The following is a 21,696-nucleotide window of genomic DNA, read 5'->3' on the forward strand; positions in this document are numbered from 1 at the left end:
GTGGTGCGTCCGGAGCAGTGGTGCGTCAGGCGCAGTGGTGCGTCCGGAACAGTGGTGCGTCAGGCGCAGTGGTGCGTCAGGAGCAGCGGTCGAAGGTCGCGGCGGCGTAGGAGAGCGGCTGCCACTCCAGGTCGATACCGATGCTCATGTCCCACCGGCCGTCGGCGAGGCGACCGAAGTGGACGATCTCGCTGCCGGCGCCGTCGTAGTAGTACCACCCCTCGCCCTCGTACACGCCGAGCCGGGTGGCCGCCTTGGCCAGGGTCTTCGGACCGACGACGCCGTCGGCGACCAGACCTCGTGCGGTCTGCCACTTCTTCGTGGCGGCCGTCGTCACCGGCCCGAACCGGCAGTCGACGTCCGAGTAGGCGAGGTAACCGTCCGCCCACAGGATCATCTGCCACATGGCGACCACATTGCTGTACGAGCGGGTCGACGCGGAGATGGGACCCTCGTCGTTCCAGTCGTCGGTCCAGGTGCCGGACCCGGCGACGTAGCCCTGGCTGACACTCGCGGACGCCGGCGCGGCCACGGTGACGACGGCGCCGAACGTGGCGACGGCCACCGCCAGCGCGGCGGCCCTGATGAGTCGGTGCATGAGCGTTCCCCCTCTGATCCCTTGGTGGGTGTTCATTGGGGTAGATGGCCGACCGACACACGTGGTTCACGAGCAGCCGGCTGCTCCGTGTGCTCCGCGTGCTCCGCGTCGAAACCCGCCAAGATCCGCGCAACATCAGGGATGTTGCTGTCTCCCGCGTGTCGGAGACAGCAACATCCCGGAAGTTGCGCGGATCTCGGCGTGGGCGTGGGCGTGGGCGTGGGAGTGGGCGGGGGTGTGGGTGTGGGTGTGGCGGTGGCGGTGGCGGTGGGGTCCTTAGGCCAGGTGACCGCCGATCTTCGTGTAGCCGCGCAGCAGGTCCCGGGAGATGATCAGCCGCTGCATCTCGTCGGTGCCCTCGAAGATCCGGTAGAGCCGGACCTGCCGGTACCAGCGCTCGATGGGCAGCTCACGCGTGTAGCCCATGCCGCCGTGGATCTGGAGCACCCGGTCGACCACCCGGTTGACCATGCCGGCGCCGTAGAGCTTGCCCATCGACGATGCGTGCCGGGGGTCGAGGCCCTGGTCGACCGTCCACGCGGAACGCAGCACCAGCCAGCGGGCCGCCTCCAGCTCCGTCTCCGAGTCGGCGATCATCCACTGGATGGCCTGGTTGGCGCCGATCTTGGTGCCGAAGGTCTCCCGGGTGTTGGCGTAGTCGATCGCCATCTGCAGCACCCGCTCGGCGATGCCGATGGCGTGCGACGGGATGGTGTAGCGGCCCTTGCCGATCCACTCCATGCCCAGCGTGAAGCCCTGCCCGATCTCGCCGAGGATGTTGCGGTGCGGCACGCGTACGCCGTCGAAGATGAGCGACGCCGGCCCGCCCTCGCCCATCGTCTGGATGAACTCCGACCGCCAACCCATCGACCGGTCCACCAGGAACGCTGTCGCGCCGCCGTTGCGGGCGCCCTTCTCCCGGTCGGTCACCGCGACCACGATGGCGAAGTCGGCGTCGTGTCCACCGGTGATGAAGGTCTTCTCGCCGTCGAGGATCCAGTCGTCGCCGTCCCGGCGGGCGGACAGTCGGATGTTGGCGGCGTCCGAGCCGGCGCCGGGCTCGGTGATCGCGAAACAGGATCGCCGCTCGCCCTCGATGGTCGGGATGAGGAACTCCTGCTTCTGCTCCTCCGTGGCGTGGAACAGGATGTTGTCCGCCTCGCCGCCGAAGCGGAACGGCACGAACGTGTGGCCCAGTTCCGTCCAGATCAGCGACTGGAGCACCGCCGGCAGGTTCATTCCGCCGTACTCTTCCGGGGTGGCCAGGCCCCAGAAGCCGAACTTGCGCGCCTTGAGTTGCAGCTCACGCACCTCGGAGTGGTCGAGGCCCGGCTGGTGTGCCCGCTCCCGGCGGAGCACCTCCGCCTCCAGCGGCATCACCTCGCGGCGGATGAACGATCGGACGGTGTCCCGTACCGCCCGCTCCTCGTCGGTGAGCGAAAAGTCCACGGTGGTCCTCCTGGCGTCGGCGCAGCCGGTCACCCCTTAAACTAGCGGTGCAAGTTTTGCCGCGTCCAGACGTGACGACCGAGACCTCGAGGAGCGCAGTGCCCCGACCCCGCCAGCCCCGGCTCACCCGGCAGCTGATCGTCGAGACCGCCACCGCGCTCATCGACGCCGAGGGCCTGCCCGCGTTCTCCACCCGCCGGCTCGCCGCCGAGCTGGGCGTTCGCGGGCCCTCGCTCTACAACCACTTCGCCACGAAGGACGAGATCCTCGACGCGGTCGCCGACACGGTGACCGGCGCCGTCGACACCGGAGGTTTCACCGGCCGGAACTGGGTCGCCGCGCTGCACGACTGGGCCTGGTCGTACCGGCGGGCGCTCACCGCCCACCCGAACATCGTGCCGTACCTGGCGCAGGGGCCCGGCCGGCGACCGGCCGCCCTCGCGATGGCCGACGCGGTCTACGGCGGCCTCGTCCGTGCCGGCTGGCCACCCGCCCGGGCCACCCACATCGGCGCCGCGTTGCGGTACTTCGTGGCCGGGTCGGCGCTCGGCTCGTTCGCCCGCGGCTTCGTCGAGGACCCGGAGCTGTACGCCGCGCACTACCCGCACCTGCGCGACGCGCACCGGCTCGCCGAGCACCAGCAGAGCGTGGACGAGGGCGCCTTCGCCCTCGGCCTGGACGCCCTGCTGCACGGGCTGGCCGCCGAGTACGCCCGGACGGTGGATCCCGTCCGTACCGCCGGCGCGGTGGAGTCCACCGGGCCCAACGGGTAGCGTCCAAACTCCCAGCGCTAGTTTCATCGCCCGCCGCGACCCCGTCGCCATCGCCGGTCGCCCACCCCCGAAGGGACGACATGGACCTCGCCGCCCCGCCGTCGCCGCTGCTCGACGCCCTGCGCCTCCGGCGCCACCTGCACCTCGGCGGCGACTGGACGTCCCCCGCCGACGTCGAGCTGATCGACGTGGAAAACCCGAGCACCGGTGAGCTGGTCGGTCAGGTGCCGGCCGGCACCCCGGCCGACGTGGACGCGGCCGTGGCCGCCGCCCGCGGCGCGTTCCCCGGTTGGTCGGCCACCGCCCCCGCCGAGCGCTCCGCCCACCTCGACCGGCTGCACACCGCGCTCGCCTCGCGTGCCGACGACCTGGCCCGCACCATCGCCGTGGAGCTGGGCGCACCGCTCAAGCTCGCCACCCGGGTGCAGGTCGGGCTGCCGCTGACCGTCCTGCGCGACCACGTCGCGCTCGCCGCCCGCGCGGCGGTCGAGGAGAGCATCGGCAACTCCCTCGTCGTCCGCGAGCCGATCGGCGTGGTCGGCGCGATCACCCCGTGGAACTACCCCCTGCACCAGGTGATGGCGAAACTGGCCCCCGCCCTGGCCGCCGGCTGCACCGTGGTGCTGAAGCCCAGCGAGTTGACCCCGCTGACCGCGTACCTGCTCTTCGACGCGGTCACCGAGGCCGGGCTGCCGCCGGGGGTGCTCAACCTGGTGACCGGCACCGGGCCGGTGGTCGGTGAGGCGCTGACCGGGCATCCCGACGTCGACCTGGTGTCGTTCACCGGATCAACCGCCACCGGCGCCCGGATCATGCGCCTCGCCGCCGACCGGATCGCCCGGGTCGCGCTGGAGTTGGGCGGCAAGTCCGCCAACGTGATCCTTCCCGACGCCGACCTGGGCACCGCGGTCAAGGTGGGCGTCGGCAACGCCCTGCTCAACTCCGGCCAGACCTGCACCGCGTGGACCCGGATGCTGGTGCACCGCGACCGGTACGACGAGGCGCTCGACCTGGTCGCCACAGCGGTCGCCGGCTACCGGCTCGGTGACCCGTTCGACCCGGCCACCCGCCTCGGCCCGCTGGTCTCCGCCGCCCAGGCGGACCGGGTGCGTGGCCACATCGATCGGGCCCTGGCCGACGGGGCGCGGCTGGTCGTCGGTGGCCCGGACGCCCCGGTGCCGCCGCAGGGGCACTTCGTCGCGCCGACCGTCTTCGCCGACGTACACCCCGACAGCGCGCTCGCCCAGGAGGAGGTCTTCGGCCCGGTGCTCGCCGTCATCCCGTTCACCGACACCGACGAGGCGGTCGCCATCGCCAACAACTCCAGATACGGGCTGGCCGGCGCGGTCTGGTCCGCCGACACCGACGCGGCGCTCGCGGTGGCCCGTCGGCTTCGCACCGGAGCGGTGGACATCAACGGCGCCCCGTTCAACCCGCTCGCCCCGTTCGGTGGCTACAAGCAGTCCGGGCTCGGCCGGGAGTTGGGCGTGCACGGGCTCGCCGAGTTCTGCGAGCTGAAGGCGATCCAGCGATGAGCGGCCCGGAGACGACCCCGGCCGCGTCGGTCACCGTTCGCGCGCTGGTCGCGCGGGGTTCCGGCGCCGAGCTGCGGATCGAGCGGGTACGCCTGCCCGCTCCCGGCCCCGGCGAGGTCCGGGTGACGATCACCGCCGCCGGGGTCTGCCACTCCGACCTGTCGATGGCCAACGGCACCCTCGCCGCGAGGTTCCCGCTGGTGCTCGGGCATGAGGCGACCGGCGTGGTAGCCGCGACCGGGCCGGGCGTGGAGCTGGCCGTCGGCACCCCGGTGGTACTCAACTGGGCGCCGGCCTGCCGGGCCTGCTGGTGGTGCCGACGTGGCGAGCCGTGGCTCTGCGCCGCCACCACCGCTCCGACCGTGCCCCGCGGCGAGACCGACGACGGCGTACCGCTGCACCTGACCCTCGGCCTCGGCGCGCTCGCCGAGGCGGTGGTGGTGCCCGAACGCGCCGTCATCCCGATCCCGGCCGGGCTGCCGCCCGAGCAGGCCGCCCTGCTCGGCTGTGCGGTGCTCACGGGCGTCGGCGCGGTCGGCAACACGGCCCGGGTCGCACCTGGTGAGAGCGTGGCTGTGGTCGGGCTCGGTGGGGTCGGCCTCGCCGTCCTGGCCGCCGCCCGCCGGGCCGGTGCCACGACGATCCTCGCCGTCGACGTCGCCGAGGCCAAGCGCGATCTCGCGCTCGCCGCCGGGGCGACCGACTTCCTGCTCTCCGACGACCGACTTTCGAAGGAGATCCGCGCCCGCACCGAAGGGCGGGGCGTCGACCACGCGTTCGAGTGTGTCGGCCGGGCCGCCACCATCCGTGCCGCCTGGCGGCTCACCCGGCGCGGCGGAGCGGTGACGGTGGTCGGCATGGGCGCCAAGGACGACATGGTCAGCCTCGGCGCGCTGGACATCTTCCACTCCGCCCGTACCCTGCGCTCCTCGGTCTACGGCTCGTCGGACCCGGACCGGGAGGTGCCGGTGCTGGCTGCCGCCCTCGCCGACGGCGCGCTGGATCTGGGCGTGCTGGTCAGCGGCACGGTCGGGCTGGACGAGGCACCCACGGCGTTCGATCGGCTGGCGCGGGGCGAGGGGGCTCGCTGGGTGGTCACACTGGACTCAGCGTCCGGCCGGAACGGGGTCGTGGGCCTGCGTGGTGGCTGTTAGCGTCGCGGCATGTTCGCCACCGAGCGGGTCCGACTGCGTCCGCCCACTCCCGACGACGCGCCGAACATGTTCCGTCTGTACGGGGACCCCGAGTTGCACCTGCTCACCGACGGCGAGCCGTTCCTGCCGCCGCACGTCGGTCAGATCCGGGCCCGGCTGGAGAAGAAGGTCACCGACCCGCCCGACAGCCAGGCCACCGTGCCGCTGGTGGCCGAAACCGTGGCCGACGGCACGTTCCTCGGTGGCAGCGCGCTGTGGGGGATCAACGCGTTCAACCAGTTCGCCCACCTCGGCATCTCACTGCTGCCCGAGGCACGTGGCCAGGGTTACGGGGCCGAGGTGATCCGGCTGCTCTGCCGGTACGGCTTCCGCAACCGCAACCTGCGCCGTCTGGAGTTGGAGACGCTGGGCAGCAACACGGCCATGCGGCGCACCGCGGAGGCGTGCGGCTTCACGCACGAAGGCACTCTGCGGGAGCGCGAGTACGACGGCGACGGCTTCGCGGACATGGTGATCTACGGGCTGCTCCGGCGCGACTGGACGCCGTAGCCTGCCCGGCTGCGGCGTCCGGTCGCGGTCCCGAAGGGCGTTACCCGGTCTGCTCGGCCAGTGCGATGGCGATGCCGGCGGGGCCGCGCAGGTAGCAGAGCCGGTAGCTGTTCTCGTACTGCACCAGCTCGCCGATGAGTTCGGCTCCGTGCGGGCGCAGACGGTCGAGGATGTCGTTCATGTCGTCGACGGCGAACATGACGCGGTGGGCGCCCAGCGTGTTCGTCGGCGCGGCCGGGTCACCCTCTCGGCTGGGCGGCGTCTGATACTTGGTCAGCTCGACCCGTCCGTTACCGTCCGGGGTGCGCATCATCGCGATGTCCGAGCGCACTCCCTCCAGGCCGACGAGGCGATCCACCGCGCTGCCCTCGACTGTCGCCTCGCCTTCCAGCTCAAGTCCGAGTTCGACGAAGAACGCCACGGCGGCGGCGAGGTCGTCGACGACGATGGCGACGTTGTCCATCCGTCGGACCGTCCCTCGCCGGGGCTGCGGTCCTCGCACGCTGGCGTCGGTCATGATGCTCTCCTCTCGGACGGCCGTCACTTGCCGGTGACGATGCCCGGGTTGATGCAGAGGCCCGGGTTGGCGCCGTTCTTCTCCGCGATCTCCAGACAGCGGGTCACCTTGTCGACCTTGGCATTGGTCTCGGTGATCTGCTTGGAGATCTCGGCGTTCTTGCGATCCTGCTCCAGGTTGCGGGTCTGGGCCAGCTTGTCCTGGAACGCCTTGATGTTGCCCTCGGTCTTGTCGTCGTGGTTCACCCGGGTGATGGTCACCGAGAGGATGTCCACGTCCGTGGCGAGGCGGGTCTCCGCGCTGGTCTTGATGTTCGCGGCGAAGGGCTTCAGGTCGACGTTGAGGTCACCGGTCTGGGCGTCGATCTTCTCGAGCGGGTTGTACGCGGCGAACGCGTCGTTGACCGCGCTGTCGAGCTGCACACCCACCCGTTGGCCCCGGAAGCTGCCGAAGTCTCCCTTGTAGTCCATGAACTGCTTCGGCGCGTTCTCCGGCTTGACCTGCCACTCGACGAGCACCTCGACGCACGCGTCGGCGAGCGTGCCGGTGCGGACCCGTACGCAGTTGTTGCCGCCGATGTGGTCGTACTTCTGCCGGCCGGCGTCCCACTCGCCGACCTTCTGCCACGGCGCCACCCACTTCAGCCCCGAGCCGGTCACCTCGCCGGTGGGCTTGCCGAAGCTGGTGACGATGCCGACCGAGCGGATGGGCACCGAGTGGGCGCTGGCGGTGACGCCGACCAGCAGGGTGAGGGCGAGGAAGACGAGCGCCGCGAGGGCGGCCATCCGCTTCAACGGCCGCGCGGGGGCGACCAGGGCCAGGACGGCGCTGACCGCCAGGGCGACGGCGAAGACGATCGCCATGGTGAAGCCGACGGGCATGGGGTGGAACCTTCCGCTGGGCTGTGTGGATCATCAACCTAGGAGACCGGGTCAAGCCGGTGGAGTGCGGGAGTGGCGCTCGCGCACGTCCCCCGCCCGCCGAATGTGGGGCTCATCGACATCGTTCGACGCGAGTGGCCCCCCGTAGGTTTCGTCCACGCGACGGGCCTGTGACCACGGTCACCACGCCGACCGTCGCCGCGACCGTGCGGAGGATGAGGCGATGGCTGGCCAAGCGCTCCTGTCGGCCCGAGGGTTGACCCGCGACTTTCGTGGCTTCCGGGCCGTCGACGACGTCGACCTCGACGTCGAGTCGGAGAGCGTGCACGCGCTCGTCGGTCCGAACGGCGCGGGCAAGACCACCCTGTTCAACCTGCTCACCGGCTTCCTTCGCCCCAGCGGTGGCCGGATCGAGCTGGCCGGGCGGGACGTCACCGGGCTGCCCCCGGAGCGGGTGGCCCGGCTCGGCGTCGCCCGCTCGTTCCAGATCACCAGCCTCTTCCCGCAGCTGTCGGCCCGGGAGCACGTCGCGCTGGCTCTCCAGTCGCCCAGCGGCCTGGGCTGGCGGTTCTGGCGCTCAGCGTCGCTGATGGGCCGCTACACCGAGCGGGCCGACGAGTTGCTGGCCATGGTGGGGCTCGCCGATCTGGCGCAGGCTCCGTCGGCGGCGCTGGCGTACGGCCGGAAGCGGGCCCTGGAGTTGGCCATCGCCCTGGCCTTGGACCCGAAGGTGCTGCTGCTCGACGAGCCGACCGCCGGGATGGGCCTGGAGGACGTCGACCGCACCGTCGAACTGATCGGCCGGGTCCGCCAGGGCCGGACCGTGGTGATGGTGGAGCACAACATGAGCGTGGTCGGCCGTCTCGCCGACACCGTCACCGTGCTCCAGGCCGGCAAGGTCCTCGTCGAGGGTCCGTACGAGCAGGTCCGCGCCGACGAGCGTGTGATCACCGCCTACCTGGGAGCCGCCGATGCTGCGCATTGAGAATCTCTCCGCGTTCTACGGGGAGGCGCAGGTACTGCGGGACGTCAGCCTCCAGGTCTCCGCCGGTGAGGTGGTCACGCTGGTCGGGCGCAACGGTGCCGGCAAGTCCACCCTGCTGCGCTGCGCTATGGGGTTGCATCCCGGTCAGCGAGGGACGATCGAGCTGGACGGTCGCGACATCACCCGGCTCCCCGCGCACAAGCGCGCCCGTCTGGGGCTGGGCTGGGTGCCGGACGACCGGGGCAGCTACGCGACTCTGACCGTCACCGAGAACCTCACCCTGCCACCCACTGTCGGCCCCGACCCCTGGTCGCTGGAGCGGGTGTACGAGGCGTTCCCGGCCCTGTACAGCCGACGGGACTCGGCGGCCACCATGCTCTCCGGCGGCGAGCAGCAGATGCTCGCGCTGGCCCGGGTGCTGCGGATGGGCGCTCGGCTGCTGCTCTGCGACGAGCCCACCGAGGGTTTGTCGCCGCTGCTGGTGCAGCAGGTCGGTGACCTGCTGCGCGAGGCCAAGCAGCACGGGGTGACCGTGCTGCTGGTGGAACAGAACCTGCACTTCGCCACGGGTGTCGCCGACCGGCACTACCTGCTGGCCGAGGGGCGTGTCGCCGAGGCGATGGACAACTCCGAGGTGCGCTCGCGTGAACGCGAACTGCTCGCGTACCTCGGGATCTGAATGTTCTCAACGACGACCCGCGCGACGACGCGTGGGATGGATGGAGTGGGCATGCGCGGGACGGTGGGTGTGGCCGTGGCTTCGGTCACGGTGGTGCTGGTCGCCGGTTGCGGCGGCGGTGGCCCCCAGTCGGGTGGCGACCAGAAGCTGACCGGCGACAAGATCGTGCTGGGCGTGCTCAACGACCAGTCCGGTGCGTACTCGGAGTTGTCCGGGAAGAACTCGGTGGCGGCGGTCGAGTTGGCCATTGCCGACTTCACCGCGAAGTACGGCGACAAGGCGGTGACCACTGACATCACCGTGGAGAGCGCCGACCACCAGAACAAGCCGGACGTGGCCAACTCCAAGGCCCAGGAGATGTACGACCGTAAGGGCGTCGACCTGATCCTGGACGTGCCCACGTCGTCGGCGGCACTGAAGGTCGCCGACGTGGCGAAGGAGAAGAAGAAGCTCTACTTCAACATCGGCGCGGCGACCACCGACCTGACCGGCAAGAGCTGCAACAAGTACACCTTCCACTACGCGTACGACACGTACATGCTGGCCAACGGCACCGGGAAGACCACCACCGAGCAGATCGGCAAGAACTGGTACATCCTGTACCCGAACTACGCCTTCGGTCAGGACATGGAGAAGAGCTTCTCCACAGCGATCACGGCGGCCGGCGGGACGGTGGTGGGCAAGGACGGCGCCCCGTTCCCGAACACCAGCGGTGACTTCTCCACCTTCCTGCTCAAGGCGCCGAATCTGAACCCGAAGCCGGACGTGCTGGGCACCATGCAGGCCGGCGCGGAGTTGGTCAACGTGGTGAAGCAGTACAACGAGTTCAAGCTGCGCGACAAGGGCGTGGGCCTCGCGGTGGGCCTGATGTTCCTCACCGACATCCACTCGCTCACCCCGGCCGCGCTGGCCGGCACCACGTACACCGACGCCTGGTACTGGAACTTCGACGCGAAGAACCGGGAGTTCGCCGACCGGTTCCAGCAGAAGGCCGGCACCCGTCCGACGTTCGCGCACGCGGCCAACTACTCGGCGGCGTTGCAGTATCTGGAGGCGGTGCAGGCCGCCGGCACCGACGACGCGGACGCGGTGGTGAAGGGTCTGGAGGGCAAGACGGTCGAGGACGTCTTCCTGCGCAACGGCAAGATCCGCGCCGAGGACCACCGGGTGGTGCACGACGCGTACCTGGCCCAGGTGAAGCCGCAGTCCGAGGTCACCGAGCCGTGGGACTACGTCAAGGTGCTCAAGACGATCCCCGCCGCGGAGGCGTTCCGCGCGCCCTCCGCGGACTGCAAGCTATGAGCGGATTCGCGCAGAACACGTTCAACGGGTTGGTGAGCGGGGCGTTCTACGCCCTGCTCGCCCTCGGGCTCGCGGTCATCTTCGGCATGCTGCGCGTGGTCAACTTCGCCCACGGGGCGTTCTACATGCTCGGCGCGTTCGGGGCGTACGTGCTGCTCACCGAGGCGGGGGTGCCGTTCTGGGCGGCCCTGGTGATCATGCCGGTGGGGCTGGGACTGCTCGGCATGGCACTGGAACGCGCGGTGATCCACCGGCTGACCAAGCTGGATCCGCTCTACAACTTCCTGCTCACCTTCGGTTTGACACTGATCCTTCAGGACCTGGTGAAGTTGCGCTACGGCGTGCAGTCCAGCCCGTACCAGACCCCGGCGCTGTTGAGCGGGTCGGTCGACTTCGGGCTCTTCGACTTCCCGACGTACCGGGTGTTCATCCTCGGCTTCGCGGTGCTGCTCTGCGTCGCGGTGTGGTGGGTGCTGACCCGTACCCGGATCGGCATGGTGGTCCGCGCGTCCACCGAGCGACCCGACCTGACCCGCGCCTTCGGCATCGACGTCGGGCGCTGGGTGACGCCGGTCTTCGGCTTCGGCATCGGGCTGGCCGGCCTCGCCGGCGTGCTGGCCGCGCCGATGCGCGCGGTCAACCCGCTGATGGGCGCCGACCTGATCATCGTGGTGTTCGCGGTGGTCGTGATCGGTGGACTGGGCTCGATCTTCGGTTCGGTGGCCGCAGGCTTCGGCATCGGCCTGGTGCAGGCGTGGGGTGAGGCGTATTTGTCCGCCTTCCCCATCGTCTCCCAGACCGTCGTCTTCGTCGTGATGGCCGGCGTGCTGCTCTGGCGTCCGGCCGGCCTGTTCGGTCGTGAGGAGGCTCCCGCATGACCAGCACCGTGGACACTCCCGCCGACGCGTCCCGCCCGAGTCCGCCATCCGGGCTGATCGCCGTGGCGCGGGCCCCCGGTTGGGCGCGGTACGCGCTGCTCGCCGTCGGGCTGGTCGTCGCCCTGTGGCTGCCCAACGGCCTCTACCCGGCGGTCGCGGTGGACATCCTCTGCTGGGCGTTGTTCGCCGTGGCGGTGGACCTGCTGCTCGGCTTCACCGGGCTGATGTCCTTCGGTCACGCCGCGTTCTGGGGCACCTCGGCGTACGTCACCGGGTTGGTGGCCATCCACGCGGGCCTGCCGTTTCCCCTCGCCGTGCTGGCCGGGGCGCTCACCGCGGCGGCGCTGGCCGTACCGATCGGCTACCTGGCGGTCAAGCGGACCGGGATCTACTTCGCCATGGTGACCCTGGCCTTCGCGCAGATGGTCTACTACGTGGCCAACGAGTGGCGCTCGGTCACCCAGGGCGAGAACGGGCTCCAGGGGGTCCCCCGTTCGTTCTTCGGCCTGGACCTGACCGACGACTACTTCTTCTACTACGCGATCCTGCCGATCGTGCTGCTCGGGTTGGCCGCCGCCTGGCGGATCGTGCACTCCCCGTTCGGCCGGGTGCTTGTCGGTATCCGGGACAACCCGGCCCGGGCACGGGCGCTGGGCTACCCGGTGCACCGTTACAAGCTCACCGCGTTCGTGCTCTCCGGGTTCATCGCCGGCCTCGGCGGTGGGCTGTTCGCGGTCGGCCACCGGTTCGTCTCGCTGGACGTGCTGCACTGGACCACCTCCGGCAAGGCCGTCATCGTGGTGGTGCTCGGCGGGATCGGCACCCTCTGGGGTGGGGTACTCGGCGCCGGCATCGTGGTCCGGTTGGAGGACTGGCTGTCGTTCTCCGGCTTCGAGGCGATCGGGCTGGTGACCGGCGGCATCTTCGTCCTCGTGGTGGTGCTGTTCCGGCGGGGCATCTGGGGCAGCGTCGCCGCGGTGGTCCAGCGGCTGGCGGTCCGCCGCCGGTAAATTCCGCGACGGCGCATCCGCCGCGCGTCGTTTCGGCGAATCCCCGGGTGGAGACCATCTACCCGGGGGTACGTCTGGTGCTGACCGATCCGATGCCGGCCGAGGCTGTGGAGATCGCGCACAAGCAGGTCCTGTTGGCGGCCGAGGACCTGGACGGTCACGGCGTCGCGACGCTGGTGCTGGAATTGGCAGAGGCGTGGGGAGTGCCGGCGCTCTGGGAGCAGGTCTGCCGCCCGTTGTTGGCTCGGCTGCCGGGGCGGACCGCCGCGGAACTCGTCGTCGAGCACGCCCTCAGCGAGGGTGTCCGGGTCGCGTTCGACGTGTACCGACGGGAACCGGGCCGCCCACTGCCGTCCGGCGGGGTGCTGCTGGCCGGCGTCGAGAGGGAGGCACACAGCCTCGGTTTGCAGGCGCTGGCGGCCGCGCTGCGTGAGCAGGGTCGCGGCTGCCTGAACCTCGGCCCGACGTTGCCCTGGCCGGCGCTGACCAGCGCGGTGCAGCGCGCCCGCCCGCACACCGTCGTGCTCTGGTCGCAGACCCCGGTCACCGGTCGCGCGTACCGGCTGGTGCGCTTCGCCCGGGATTTCCCAAGCCTGCGGGTGTACGGCGCCGGGCCGGGCTGGATCGAGCCGCTCACCCGGCCGGCGGCGTACCTCGGCTCGCTGCCGGACGCGGTCGCCGCCTGTCTGGACGTGCCTGCCGGGCGTGATGCCCACCACATACGATACGGATCGGTGCCGTATCGTTAATGGGAGTCGTAGGCTGACCCGCGTTACGAGTCTGACCCGTATCGTATTGCGCCGCGGGTGAAGCGTGGGGGGAAACCAGGCATGGAGCTGCACAACAACACGGGCCACCCGAGGAGGTGGGCGATCCTGGGGGTGCTGGTGATCAGCCTCCTCGTGGTCGTCCTCGACAACACGATCCTCAACGTGGCCCTGCGCACCCTGGCCGACCCGGTGCACGGCCTCGGCGCCAGCCAGGGTCAGCTGGAGTGGGCCATCAACTCCTACACGCTGGTCTTCGCCGGGCTGTTGTTCACCTTCGGAGTTCTCGGCGACCGCGCCGGCCGCAAGCGCTTCCTGATGGTCGGTCTGGCGCTGTTCGGCCTGGCGTCGCTGCTCTCCGCGTACGCCCAGAGCCCTGGCCAGCTCATCGCGGCCCGCGCCCTCATGGGCGTCGGCGGCGCGGCCATCATGCCGGTGACCCTGTCGATCATCTCCAACGTCTTCGACCCGCGTGAGCGTGGCCGGGCCATCGGTGTCTGGGCCGGCGCTGTCGGTCTCGCCGTGGCCATCGGCCCGATCCTCGGCGGCGCGCTGCTGGAGCACTTCTGGTGGGGCTCGGTCTTCCTGATCAACGTGCCGGTGGTCGTCGCCGGCGTGGTCCTGGTGGCCCTGCTGGTCCCCGAGTCGCGTGACCCACGCCCGGGCCGCGTCGACGTGCTCGGCGTCCTGCTCTCCGTGGTCGGTCTGGTCGCCCTGTCCTACGGCATCATCGACGGCGGCGAGCACGGCTTCGACCGCCCGATGGCCTGGGGCTCGATCCTCGTCGGCATCGCCGTGCTGGCCTGGTTCGTCCAGCACGAGCGGCGCAGCGACCACCCGTCACTGGACGTCCGACTGTTCAAGGTGCCCCGCTTCGCCGCCCCGGTCGCCATCGTCGGCCTGGTGTTCTTCGCCGCGATGGGCTCGATGTTCTTCGGCTCGTTCTACCTGCAGCTGGTGCGGGGCTACAGCCCGCTGCAGACCGGCCTGCTCTTCCTGCCCTTCGCCGGCGCCCAGCTGATCTTCGCGCCCCGCAGCGCCGCGATGGTCCGCCGCTACGGCGGTAAGGCCGTCGCCACCGTGGGGCTGGCGCTGACCGTGATCTCGCTCGCCGCGTTCGTCTTCATCGGCGCCTCCACCCCGATCTGGATCGTGCTGCTCGTCTTCCTCATCCAGGGCGCCGGGATGGCCAACATCATGCCGCCGGCCACCGAGTCGATCATGTCGGCGTTGCCGCGCGAGAAGGCCGGTGTCGGCTCCGCGGTCAGCAACACCATCCGTCAGGTGGCCGGCGCGCTCGGTGTCGCGGTCCTCGGCTCGGTGCTCTCCGCGGTCTACCGCAGCGACATCGGTGACGCACTGACCGGGCTGCCCACCGGTGCCCGCGACGCGGCCAACGAGTCGATCTCCGGGGCGTACGCGGCGGCGGGCCAGCTCGGCCCGGCGGCGCCGGCGCTGATCTCGGCCGCCAACGACGCCTTCGTCACCGCCATGCACTGGGCGGCCGGGCTCTCCGGGATCATCGCCGCCCTCGGAGTCATCGTGGTGCTGCGCTGGATGCCCGGTCGTGAGGACACCAGCCTCGCCCCGGCGGCCCCGGTCGCCGAGCCCGAGTTGGCCGGCACGGCATAGGTCCGGGGAGAATGTCGGACATGACGTCCACTGCCGATGCTCCGCGGTCGCCCGGGCGGCCGCGGAGCATCCGCGCCGACGAGGCGATCATCGAAGCCACCCTCGACCTGCTCGCCGAGGGCAGCACCATCGAGGCGCTCTCGATCGAGGCCATCGCCGCCCGGGCCGGGGTCGGCAAGGCCACCATCTACCGCCGCTGGGCCGGTAAGGACGCCCTGCTGCTCGACGCGCTGCGGCGACTCAAGGGCGTCCTGGCGAAGCCGGCCGGTCACTCCGTCCGCGAGGACCTGGTGCTGCTGGTCGGCGCGATCGGCAAGAACGTCGATCCACGGGCGGCGAAGATCATGCCCTGCCTGGTGCCCGCTGTGAACCGCAGCGCGGACCAGTTCCAGCTCTACCAGAACATCATCTCGCCCCGCCGGCAGCTGATGCGCGAGGTGCTGCGACGCGGCATCGACGAGGGTGTGCTCCGCGCCGACATCGACGTGGAGGTGACGATGGCGCTGCTCACCGGGCCCATGCTGATCCAGCGGGTGCTGCAGTGGAACCCGGACCTGGACGAGCAGACCCTACCCGAGCGGGTCGTCGACGCCGTTCTGGAGGGCATCCGCGCCCGCTGACCCGGCGTACCGGGCCGGGCGTGGCTCCTCACGCCGGGCCCGGGGTCGGGCGTGGCTCTTCCCGCCGGGCCCGCGGTCGCGCTGGTGGGGCGGTCAGCCGGCCGGTGCGCGCAGCCGGTGCAGGCGCAGCGCCAGCTGCACCTCCAACGCCCGGTCAGGCCGTTGCCAGTCGGCGCCGAGCAACTGCCCCACCCGCTCCAGCCGCTGGGTCACCGTGTTGACGTGCACGTGCAGTTGCTCGGCGGCCCGGGCCAGGCTGCCACCCACCCCGAAGTACGCCTCCAGCGTCTTCACCAGAGCCGTTCCGCGTCGGGCGTCGTAGTCGACCACCGGCCCGACGGTGGCGCTGAGGAACTCGGTCACGTCCTTCTCGCCCCGGTCACCCACCGTCCCCAGCAGCAACCCGACGAACCCCAGCTCCACGGTGCTCGCACCCTGACCGGAGCGGCCCAGAGCGCCCAGCGCGGTAAGGCAGCGGTCCGCCTCCTGGAACGTGGCGGCCAGCGCCCCCGGCCCGTTCGACGGGCCACTCGCCCCGGCGGTCACCGGACGGCCGGTCACCCGGGACAGGTCCCGCGCCACCGCGCGAGCGCTGCCACCCGCGTCCTGCCCGGGCAGCATCAGCACCACCCGGCCGTCGCGTGCCGCCGCCAGTCCGCCGCGCGCCGAGGCGTACGTGGTGGCCCAGGACAGCACCCGCTGCCGAGCCGAGCCGGTCGCGGCGATCGCGTCGTCGCCCACCGCCACCAGCACGTGCGGCGCGTCCAAGTCCACCCCGAGCCGGCGGGCCCGGCTACGCAACGCGTCGGTGTCCCGCAGCGGGCGGGCGATCAGGTCGTCCAGCAGCTCGCCACGGACCCGACCCTCCGCCTCCGCGACGGTACGACGGAACAACAGCAACAGCGCGGTCACCAGCGCGGCCCGCTCCAGGATCCGCTGATCGGCGTCGACCAACTCGTCGTCCGGGCGCAGCACCAGGGCGCCCAGGTTCTCCGTGCCCGCCACCACCGCCGCGTACCAGAGTGGGCTGCGGCGCACGCTGCGCCCCTCGGTACGCGACGCCGCGACCGCCTCGACGATGTCCGCCCGGTCCGGCTCCTCGATCTCGCCCACCCGGGCCAGCAGACGGCCCTCGGCGTCCAGCGCCAGCAGCGCGCCGCCCAGCACCTCGGTCACCGCGGCGGCCACGTCCTCCACACCACCGCCGCGCAGCACCAGCGCCGTCATCCGGTCGTGTGCCGCCGCCGCCCGCTCCACCGAGCTGCTGTGCGCCCGGATGGTGGTGTTCGCCGCCGACAACTCGGCCAACGCCGAGCGGGTCTCGGTCAGCAGCCGGGCGGTGTCGATCGCCACCGCGGCGTGCGCGGCGAGGGAGACCAGCAGCGCCACCTCCTCGCGGACGAACGGCCGCGCCGACCGGTTCGCCGCGTAGAGCACGCCGATCGAGGTGGAGCCGAGCCGCAGCGGCACCCCGAGGATCGCGACGAGGCCCTCCTCCCCGACCCCGGCGTCGATCTCGCCGGTGTGGTGGAAGCGCGCGTCCTCGCCGTAGTTCGCGGTGACGTACGGAGCCCCGGACTGGGCCACCAGGCCACCGAGGCCGGCGCCCATCGGCAACCGAAGCCGCTGGAACCGGGCCGAGACCGACCCGTCGGTCACCCGCATGTAGGTGTCGCCGCGCTCGTCGTCGTTCAACGTCATGTAGGCCACGTCCGCGCCGAGCAGATTGCGGGCCCGGTGCACGATCGCCCGCAGCACGTCGTCCAGGTCACGGAGCCCGGCCAGGTCGCTGACCGTGTCGTACAGGCCGGACAGCTCCGTCTCGCGGCGGCGGCGGCGCTCCAACAACGCGCGGACCCGCAACGCCACCGACCTGGCCTGCTCCAGCTCGGCCAGCCGGTCGGGCGGCAACCCGGCGGCGCGGGCGGCCACCAACGGCCCCTCGAACTCGACCGCCGCGGCCTCCCGCGCGAGCAGTTCCAGGAACTCCACCGGCGATGACATGGTCGACATTGTGCTCGGGCCCACTAGTTGGCCGTCCAGCCCCCGTCGAGGGCGATCGACGCGCCGGTGATGAACGCCGCCGGCGGCGAGCAGAGGTACGCCAGCAGCTCGGCCACCTCCTCCGGCTCGATCAGTCGCTTGATCGCGGCCCGGGCCAGCATGATCTTTTCGATCACCTCGGTCTCGTCGATGCCGTGGCTGACCGCCTGGTCGGCGATCTGGCTCTCCACGAGTGCCGTGCGCACGTACGCCGGGTTGATGCAGTTGGCCGTCACCCCGTGCGCGGCGCCCTCCAAGGCGACCACCTTCGACAGCCCTTCCAGGGCGTGCTTGGCCGAGACGTACGCCGCCTTGTACGGCGAGGCACGCAACCCGTGCACCGAGGAGATGTTGACGACGCGACCCCAGCCCCGGGCGTACATGTGGGGCAGAGCCCGGCGGATCAGCAGGAACGGCGCCTCCACCATCACTCGCTGGATGTACTCGAAGCGCTCGACCGGAAAGTCCTGAAGCGGCGCGACGTGCTGAAGGCCGGCGTTGTTCACGACGATGTCCACGTCCACGTCGAGGCGGTCCACCGCCGCCGCGTCGGACAGGTCCACACCCTCGGCCCGGCCGCCGGCCTCGGCGGCCACCGCCTTCGCCGCCTCCAGGTTGCGGTCCACCACGAGCACCTTCGCGCCGGCCGCACCCAGCCGCAGGGCGCACGCCCGCCCGATGCCACTGCCACCCCCGGTGACCAGGGCGGTCCGGCCAGCGAGGTCGACCTGTACGACGTGGGGGACCGCCACGGGTTCTGCCGTCATGGCGCAAGAAGTTACGAGCTGTGCCCTCCCCGGCACATGGGTCGGCGACACATACTCCAGGACGAAGCTGTGTGGCCCGCCTGCCCTCGCCATCCGTGCTCCAGCCGCTCGCTGCCCGCCCGCCCTCGCCGCCCGCCGCCCCGCCGTGCGCCGCACGATCGCGCCGTGTGCCGTGTGCCGTGTGCCGTGTGCCGCCCCATGCGCGGTGCGATCGCCCCATGCGCGGTGCGATCGCCCCATGCGCGGTGCGATCGCCCCATGCGCGGTGCGATCGCCCCATGCGCGGTGCGATCGCCCCATGCGCGGTTCGATCGCCCCATGCGCCGCAAGATCGCGCAACATCCAGGATGTAGTGGCATCCCGGCGCTCCGTGGCCACTACATCCTGGATCGAGCGTGACCTTGACGGCTGCGGGCGTTCCGACCCCACTCCCGGTCGGCCGGCGAAGGCGTCCGTCCTCAAGATCCGCGCAACAACGGTGATAGTGCTGCCTCCCGCGACCCGGAGGCAGCAACATCCGGGATGTTGCGCGGATCTTGGGCGCGGGGCGCGGGGCGCGGGGCGCGGGGCGCGGGGGGTGCGGGGCGCGGGGCGCGCGAGGTGCGGGGCGTGGGATGCGGGGGCGTAAGGCCGCGGGTGTGGGGCGCGGCGCGGGGGCGTGGGTGGGGCGCGGGGGCGTGGGTGGGGTGCGGGTGCGGGGGGCGAGGTCGGGGTGTGGGGTGCGTCAAGGTGTGGAGGGCGTGTCCCGTGGGGCTGGCGGGAAGGGCGACGGTTAGGGTGTCGAACACACGTACTGCTGACGGCTGGGGGAGGAGGCGGCGTGCGCGTGCTCGGTGTCGACCCGGGGTTGACCCGGTGTGGTGTGGGCGTGGTCGAGGGTGTGCCGGGACGGCCCTGCACTCTGGTCGCGTACTACGTGGTCTACACCGACCCGGCCGACGAGCTGCCGCTGCGCCTGCTGCACCTGGACCGGTCGTTGACCAAGCTGGTCGCGGAGCACCAGCCGGAGAGCGTCGCCGTGGAGCGGGTGTTCAGCCAGCACAACGTGCGCACGGTGATGGGTACCGCGCAGGCCAGCGGCATCGCCGTGTTGGCCGGGGCGCGCGCCGGGTTGCCCGTGCAGACGTACACCCCCAGTGAGGTGAAGGCGGCCGTGACCGGGTCCGGTCAGGCCGACAAGGCGCAGATGACAGCGATGGTGACCCGGTTGCTGCGGCTGGCCGAGCCGCCGAAGCCGGCCGATGCCGCCGACGCGCTGGCGTTGGCGATCTGTCACATCTGGCGCGGCGGGACCCGTTCGAAGTTGGCGGCGGCGGCCGATCGGGCACGACGAGGAGGAGCACGATGATCGCCAGCGTGCGCGGCACGGTGACCGCGACGGGTCCGGACCAGGCGGTGATCGAGGTCGGCGGTGTCGGTCTGGCCGTGCACTGCGCCCCGGGGACGCTCGCTGACCTGCGGGTCGGCCAGGTGGCAAGGCTCGCGACCAGCCTCATCGTGCGGGAAGACTCGCTGACCCTCTACGGTTTCGCCGACGACGACGCCAAGTCGCTGTTCGAGCTGCTCCAGACCGCGAGCGGGGTGGGCCCGCGCCTGGCCCAGGCGGTGCTGGCCGTGCACACCCCGGACGCGGTACGCAAGGCGATCGCCAACGCCGACACGGCAGCGCTGACCCGGGTGCCCGGCATCGGTAAGAAGGGTGCCGAGCGTCTGGTGCTGGAGCTGCGCGACCGGATCGGTCCGGTGCCGATCGGCCCCGACGGTGCGGCCGGCGTGACCGGCGGCGCCTGGCCGGACCAGGTCCGGCAGGCACTCGTCGGGCTGGGCTGGACGGCCGGTCAGGCCGACCAGGCGGTGGCCGCCGTGGCGGAGACGATCGACGGTCCGACGCCGCCGGTACCGGTCCTGCTCAAGCAGGCCATCCGCCTGCTGGGCCGTACCCGATGAGCGAGACCGACGGGCTCGTCTCGGCGTACGTCAGCGACGCCGACAGGGACGCGGAGGCGACGGTCCGGCCGAAGCGGTTGGCCGAGTTCATCGCCCAGGACCGGGTACGCGACCAGCTCGACCTGTTGTTGCAGGGCGCGATGCGCCGGGGTTCGCCGCCGGACCACATCCTGCTCTCCGGCCCTCCGGGGTTGGGCAAGACGAGTCTGGCCAACATCGTCGCCGCGGAGTTGGGTGCGGGCATCCGGGTGACCAGCGGCCCCGCCATCGAGCGGTCCGGTGATCTGGCGGCCATCCTGACCAGCCTCGCCGAGGGTGACGTGCTCTTCATCGACGAGATCCACCGCATCGCGCGGCCGGCCGAGGAGCTGCTCTACAGCGCGATGGAGGACTTCCGGGTCGACGTGGTGGTCGGCAAGGGTCCGGGGGCGACGGCGATCCCGTTGGATGTCGAGCCGTTCACCCTGGTCGGTGCGACGACCCGTTCGGGTCTGTTGACCGGGCCGATGCGGGACCGGTTCGGTTTCGTGGCGCACCTCGACTTCTACGCTCCGGCGGATCTGGAGACGTTGCTGCACCGTTCGGCGCGGATCCTCGGTGTGCCGATCACCGCCGAGGGTGCCGCCGAGGTCGCCGGACGGTCCCGGGGCACGCCCCGGATCGCCAACCGGTTGTTGCGCCGGGTGCGGGACTACGCGGAGGTGCGGGCCGACGGGGTGGTCAATCTGGCGACGGCCCGTGCCGCGTTGACGGTGTACGACGTGGACGCGCTCGGTCTGGACCGGCTGGACCGCGCGGTGTTGACAGCGTTGGTCGACTCGTTCCGGGGAGGTCCGGTGGGCCTGTCCACACTTGCGGTGGCGGTGGGGGAGCAGCCGGACACGGTCGAGGAGGTCTGCGAGCCGTTCCTGGTCCGGGCCGGTCTGTTGGCCCGTACGCCACGGGGGCGGGTGGCCACGGAGGCGGCTTGGCGACATCTGGGGCGAACTCCGCCGAATGGTACATTTGGTGCGGATAGTCCGCCGGTGCCCGATCTGTTCTCCTTGGATACCGATCAGCCGTGATGTGAACGTGATCTGTGCCGCATTCGGTGTTCTCAGGTGCAGGGTTTAGACTTCGCCGCGGTCTGTACAGGACGTGAGAATCCGCCTCCGCTCCGGCACCCCCGGTGCCGGGAAGGCGGCCAATGGGAAGGTCAGTAACCGTGCATTACGCAGCAGCGGGTGGCGGGGCCGGCGGTTTCACGCCGATCCTGATGATCGCCCTGCTCTTCGGTGTCATGTATTTCATGATGATCCGGCCCCAGCAGAAGCGCCGCAAAGAGGCAGAGGCGATGCAGTCCAACCTCGGCCCCGGCGACGAGGTCGTGACCATCGGTGGGCTCTACGGCACGGTCACCGGCATCGAGGACGACACCGTCCTGATCGAGGTCGCACCTGGCGTGCAGACCCGCTACGCCCGTCCGGCCATCGCCCGGGTCGTCACCCGCGCGGAGCTGCCGAGCGAGCCGGTCACCGAGGACGCGGACACCGCCAAGGACTGACCGCCTCCACCCGGGGTGGTGGGTTCGGCGTACGGCCGGATCATGATCTCCCGGGTCGCCGCGCCCG

The 21,696-nt window shown here is 71.3% G+C and carries 22 protein-coding genes; 16 read left to right on the plus strand and 6 right to left on the minus strand.

The genetic code is table 11. The features are described from left to right. Positions 1 to 76: 76 nt before the first annotated feature. Together O7631_RS16275 and O7631_RS16280 are read right to left on the minus strand one after the other, a co-directional pair. On the minus strand, positions 77 to 598 hold the full coding sequence (locus O7631_RS16275; protein ID WP_278144979.1) for a peptidoglycan-binding domain-containing protein: 522 nt from the start codon (positions 596 to 598) through the stop codon (positions 77 to 79). A gap of 276 nt (positions 599 to 874) precedes the next feature. Further along, the gene (locus O7631_RS16280) at positions 875 to 2,047 is read right to left on the minus strand and encodes an acyl-CoA dehydrogenase family protein (protein WP_088990369.1); all 1,173 of its coding nucleotides are present in this window, start codon (positions 2,045 to 2,047) and stop codon (positions 875 to 877) included. Between the two features lie 98 nt (positions 2,048 to 2,145). Between O7631_RS16280 and O7631_RS16285 the strand changes: the two genes are divergently transcribed. The 4 genes from O7631_RS16285 (at position 2,146) to O7631_RS16300 (ending at position 6,058) form a co-directional block, all read left to right on the plus strand. Further along, a complete protein-coding gene (locus O7631_RS16285) occupies positions 2,146 to 2,820 on the plus strand; it encodes a TetR/AcrR family transcriptional regulator C-terminal domain-containing protein (RefSeq protein WP_278144980.1) in 675 nt (224 codons plus the stop codon). A gap of 80 nt (positions 2,821 to 2,900) precedes the next feature. Continuing rightward, complete coding sequence (locus O7631_RS16290; protein ID WP_278144981.1) at positions 2,901 to 4,355, plus strand: aldehyde dehydrogenase family protein; 1,455 nt, start codon at positions 2,901 to 2,903, stop codon at positions 4,353 to 4,355. Next, entirely contained in the window at positions 4,352 to 5,509 is a 1,158-nt protein-coding gene (locus tag O7631_RS16295; RefSeq protein WP_278144982.1) for a zinc-binding dehydrogenase, read from the plus strand. Before O7631_RS16290 ends, O7631_RS16295 begins: the two co-directional genes overlap by 4 nt. A gap of 9 nt (positions 5,510 to 5,518) precedes the next feature. Continuing rightward, positions 5,519 to 6,058, plus strand: coding sequence for a GNAT family protein (locus tag O7631_RS16300; RefSeq protein WP_278144983.1), 540 nt, complete (start codon positions 5,519 to 5,521; stop codon positions 6,056 to 6,058). A 40-nt stretch (positions 6,059 to 6,098) separates the two neighbouring features. Here O7631_RS16300 and O7631_RS16305 read toward each other — a convergent pair whose 3' ends face one another. Then, complete coding sequence (locus tag O7631_RS16305; RefSeq protein WP_278144984.1) at positions 6,099 to 6,575, minus strand: VOC family protein; 477 nt, start codon at positions 6,573 to 6,575, stop codon at positions 6,099 to 6,101. A gap of 23 nt (positions 6,576 to 6,598) precedes the next feature. After that, a complete protein-coding gene (locus tag O7631_RS16310; protein WP_278144985.1) occupies positions 6,599 to 7,456 on the minus strand; it encodes an SPFH domain-containing protein in 858 nt (285 codons plus the stop codon). 223 nt (positions 7,457 to 7,679) lie between these two features. On the opposite strand from O7631_RS16310, the gene O7631_RS16315 reads away from it, so the two are divergent. From O7631_RS16315 to O7631_RS16350, 8 genes are all read left to right on the plus strand, one after another. Continuing rightward, the gene (locus O7631_RS16315; RefSeq protein WP_278144986.1) at positions 7,680 to 8,441 is read left to right on the plus strand and encodes an ABC transporter ATP-binding protein; all 762 of its coding nucleotides are present in this window, start codon (positions 7,680 to 7,682) and stop codon (positions 8,439 to 8,441) included. Further along, positions 8,428 to 9,120: an ABC transporter ATP-binding protein gene (locus O7631_RS16320; RefSeq protein WP_278144987.1), complete on the plus strand. Its 693-nt coding sequence runs from the start codon at positions 8,428 to 8,430 to the stop codon at positions 9,118 to 9,120. The genes O7631_RS16315 and O7631_RS16320 overlap by 14 nt, the downstream gene beginning before the upstream one ends. A 51-nt stretch (positions 9,121 to 9,171) precedes the next feature. Continuing rightward, positions 9,172 to 10,422 carry an ABC transporter substrate-binding protein gene (locus tag O7631_RS16325; protein ID WP_278144988.1) on the plus strand — a complete coding sequence of 417 codons (1,251 nt, stop codon included), beginning with the start codon at positions 9,172 to 9,174 and terminating at the stop codon, positions 10,420 to 10,422. Continuing rightward, positions 10,419 to 11,300, plus strand: coding sequence for a branched-chain amino acid ABC transporter permease (locus O7631_RS16330; protein WP_278144989.1), 882 nt, complete (start codon positions 10,419 to 10,421; stop codon positions 11,298 to 11,300). Before O7631_RS16325 ends, O7631_RS16330 begins: the two co-directional genes overlap by 4 nt. Further along, positions 11,297 to 12,310 carry a branched-chain amino acid ABC transporter permease gene (locus O7631_RS16335; protein WP_278144990.1) on the plus strand — a complete coding sequence of 338 codons (1,014 nt, stop codon included), beginning with the start codon at positions 11,297 to 11,299 and terminating at the stop codon, positions 12,308 to 12,310. The genes O7631_RS16330 and O7631_RS16335 overlap by 4 nt, the downstream gene beginning before the upstream one ends. Positions 12,311 to 12,357: 47 nt before the next feature. Further along, on the plus strand, positions 12,358 to 13,059 hold the full coding sequence (locus O7631_RS16340; protein WP_278144991.1) for a transcriptional regulator: 702 nt from the start codon (positions 12,358 to 12,360) through the stop codon (positions 13,057 to 13,059). An 81-nt stretch (positions 13,060 to 13,140) separates the two neighbouring features. Continuing rightward, entirely contained in the window at positions 13,141 to 14,709 is a 1,569-nt protein-coding gene (locus tag O7631_RS16345) for an MFS transporter (RefSeq protein WP_278144992.1), read from the plus strand. An 11-nt stretch (positions 14,710 to 14,720) separates the two neighbouring features. Next, positions 14,721 to 15,329, plus strand: coding sequence for a TetR/AcrR family transcriptional regulator (locus tag O7631_RS16350; protein WP_278144993.1), 609 nt, complete (start codon positions 14,721 to 14,723; stop codon positions 15,327 to 15,329). 93 nt (positions 15,330 to 15,422) lie between these two features. Here the strand turns inward: O7631_RS16350 and O7631_RS16355 are convergent, their stop codons facing one another. Together O7631_RS16355 and O7631_RS16360 are read right to left on the minus strand one after the other, a co-directional pair. Next, positions 15,423 to 17,342 (minus strand): helix-turn-helix domain-containing protein, encoded by a 1,920-nt coding sequence (locus O7631_RS16355; RefSeq protein ID WP_278144994.1) that lies wholly within the window; start codon positions 17,340 to 17,342, stop codon positions 15,423 to 15,425. Between the two features lie 14 nt (positions 17,343 to 17,356). Continuing rightward, positions 17,357 to 18,139: a 3-hydroxybutyrate dehydrogenase gene (locus tag O7631_RS16360; RefSeq protein WP_278144995.1), complete on the minus strand. Its 783-nt coding sequence runs from the start codon at positions 18,137 to 18,139 to the stop codon at positions 17,357 to 17,359. 820 nt (positions 18,140 to 18,959) lie between these two features. On the opposite strand from O7631_RS16360, the gene ruvC reads away from it, so the two are divergent. The 4 genes from ruvC (at position 18,960) to yajC (ending at position 21,629) form a co-directional block, all read left to right on the plus strand. Then, positions 18,960 to 19,487, plus strand: a complete 528-nt coding sequence (ruvC, locus tag O7631_RS16365) for a crossover junction endodeoxyribonuclease RuvC (RefSeq protein ID WP_278144996.1) — start codon at positions 18,960 to 18,962, stop codon at positions 19,485 to 19,487. Further along, positions 19,484 to 20,086, plus strand: coding sequence for a Holliday junction branch migration protein RuvA (gene ruvA / locus O7631_RS16370; RefSeq protein ID WP_278144997.1), 603 nt, complete (start codon positions 19,484 to 19,486; stop codon positions 20,084 to 20,086). Before ruvC ends, ruvA begins: the two co-directional genes overlap by 4 nt. Then, positions 20,083 to 21,150: a Holliday junction branch migration DNA helicase RuvB gene (gene ruvB, locus O7631_RS16375; protein WP_269679916.1), complete on the plus strand. Its 1,068-nt coding sequence runs from the start codon at positions 20,083 to 20,085 to the stop codon at positions 21,148 to 21,150. The genes ruvA and ruvB overlap by 4 nt, the downstream gene beginning before the upstream one ends. A 122-nt stretch (positions 21,151 to 21,272) precedes the next feature. Then, positions 21,273 to 21,629, plus strand: a complete 357-nt coding sequence (gene yajC, locus O7631_RS16380) for a preprotein translocase subunit YajC (RefSeq protein ID WP_269679915.1) — start codon at positions 21,273 to 21,275, stop codon at positions 21,627 to 21,629. Positions 21,630 to 21,696 lie beyond the last annotated feature (67 nt).

Origin of the sequence: Micromonospora sp. WMMD967 (assembly GCF_029626165.1) — a bacterium.
GTDB lineage: Bacteria > Actinomycetota > Actinomycetes > Mycobacteriales > Micromonosporaceae > Micromonospora > Micromonospora taraxaci.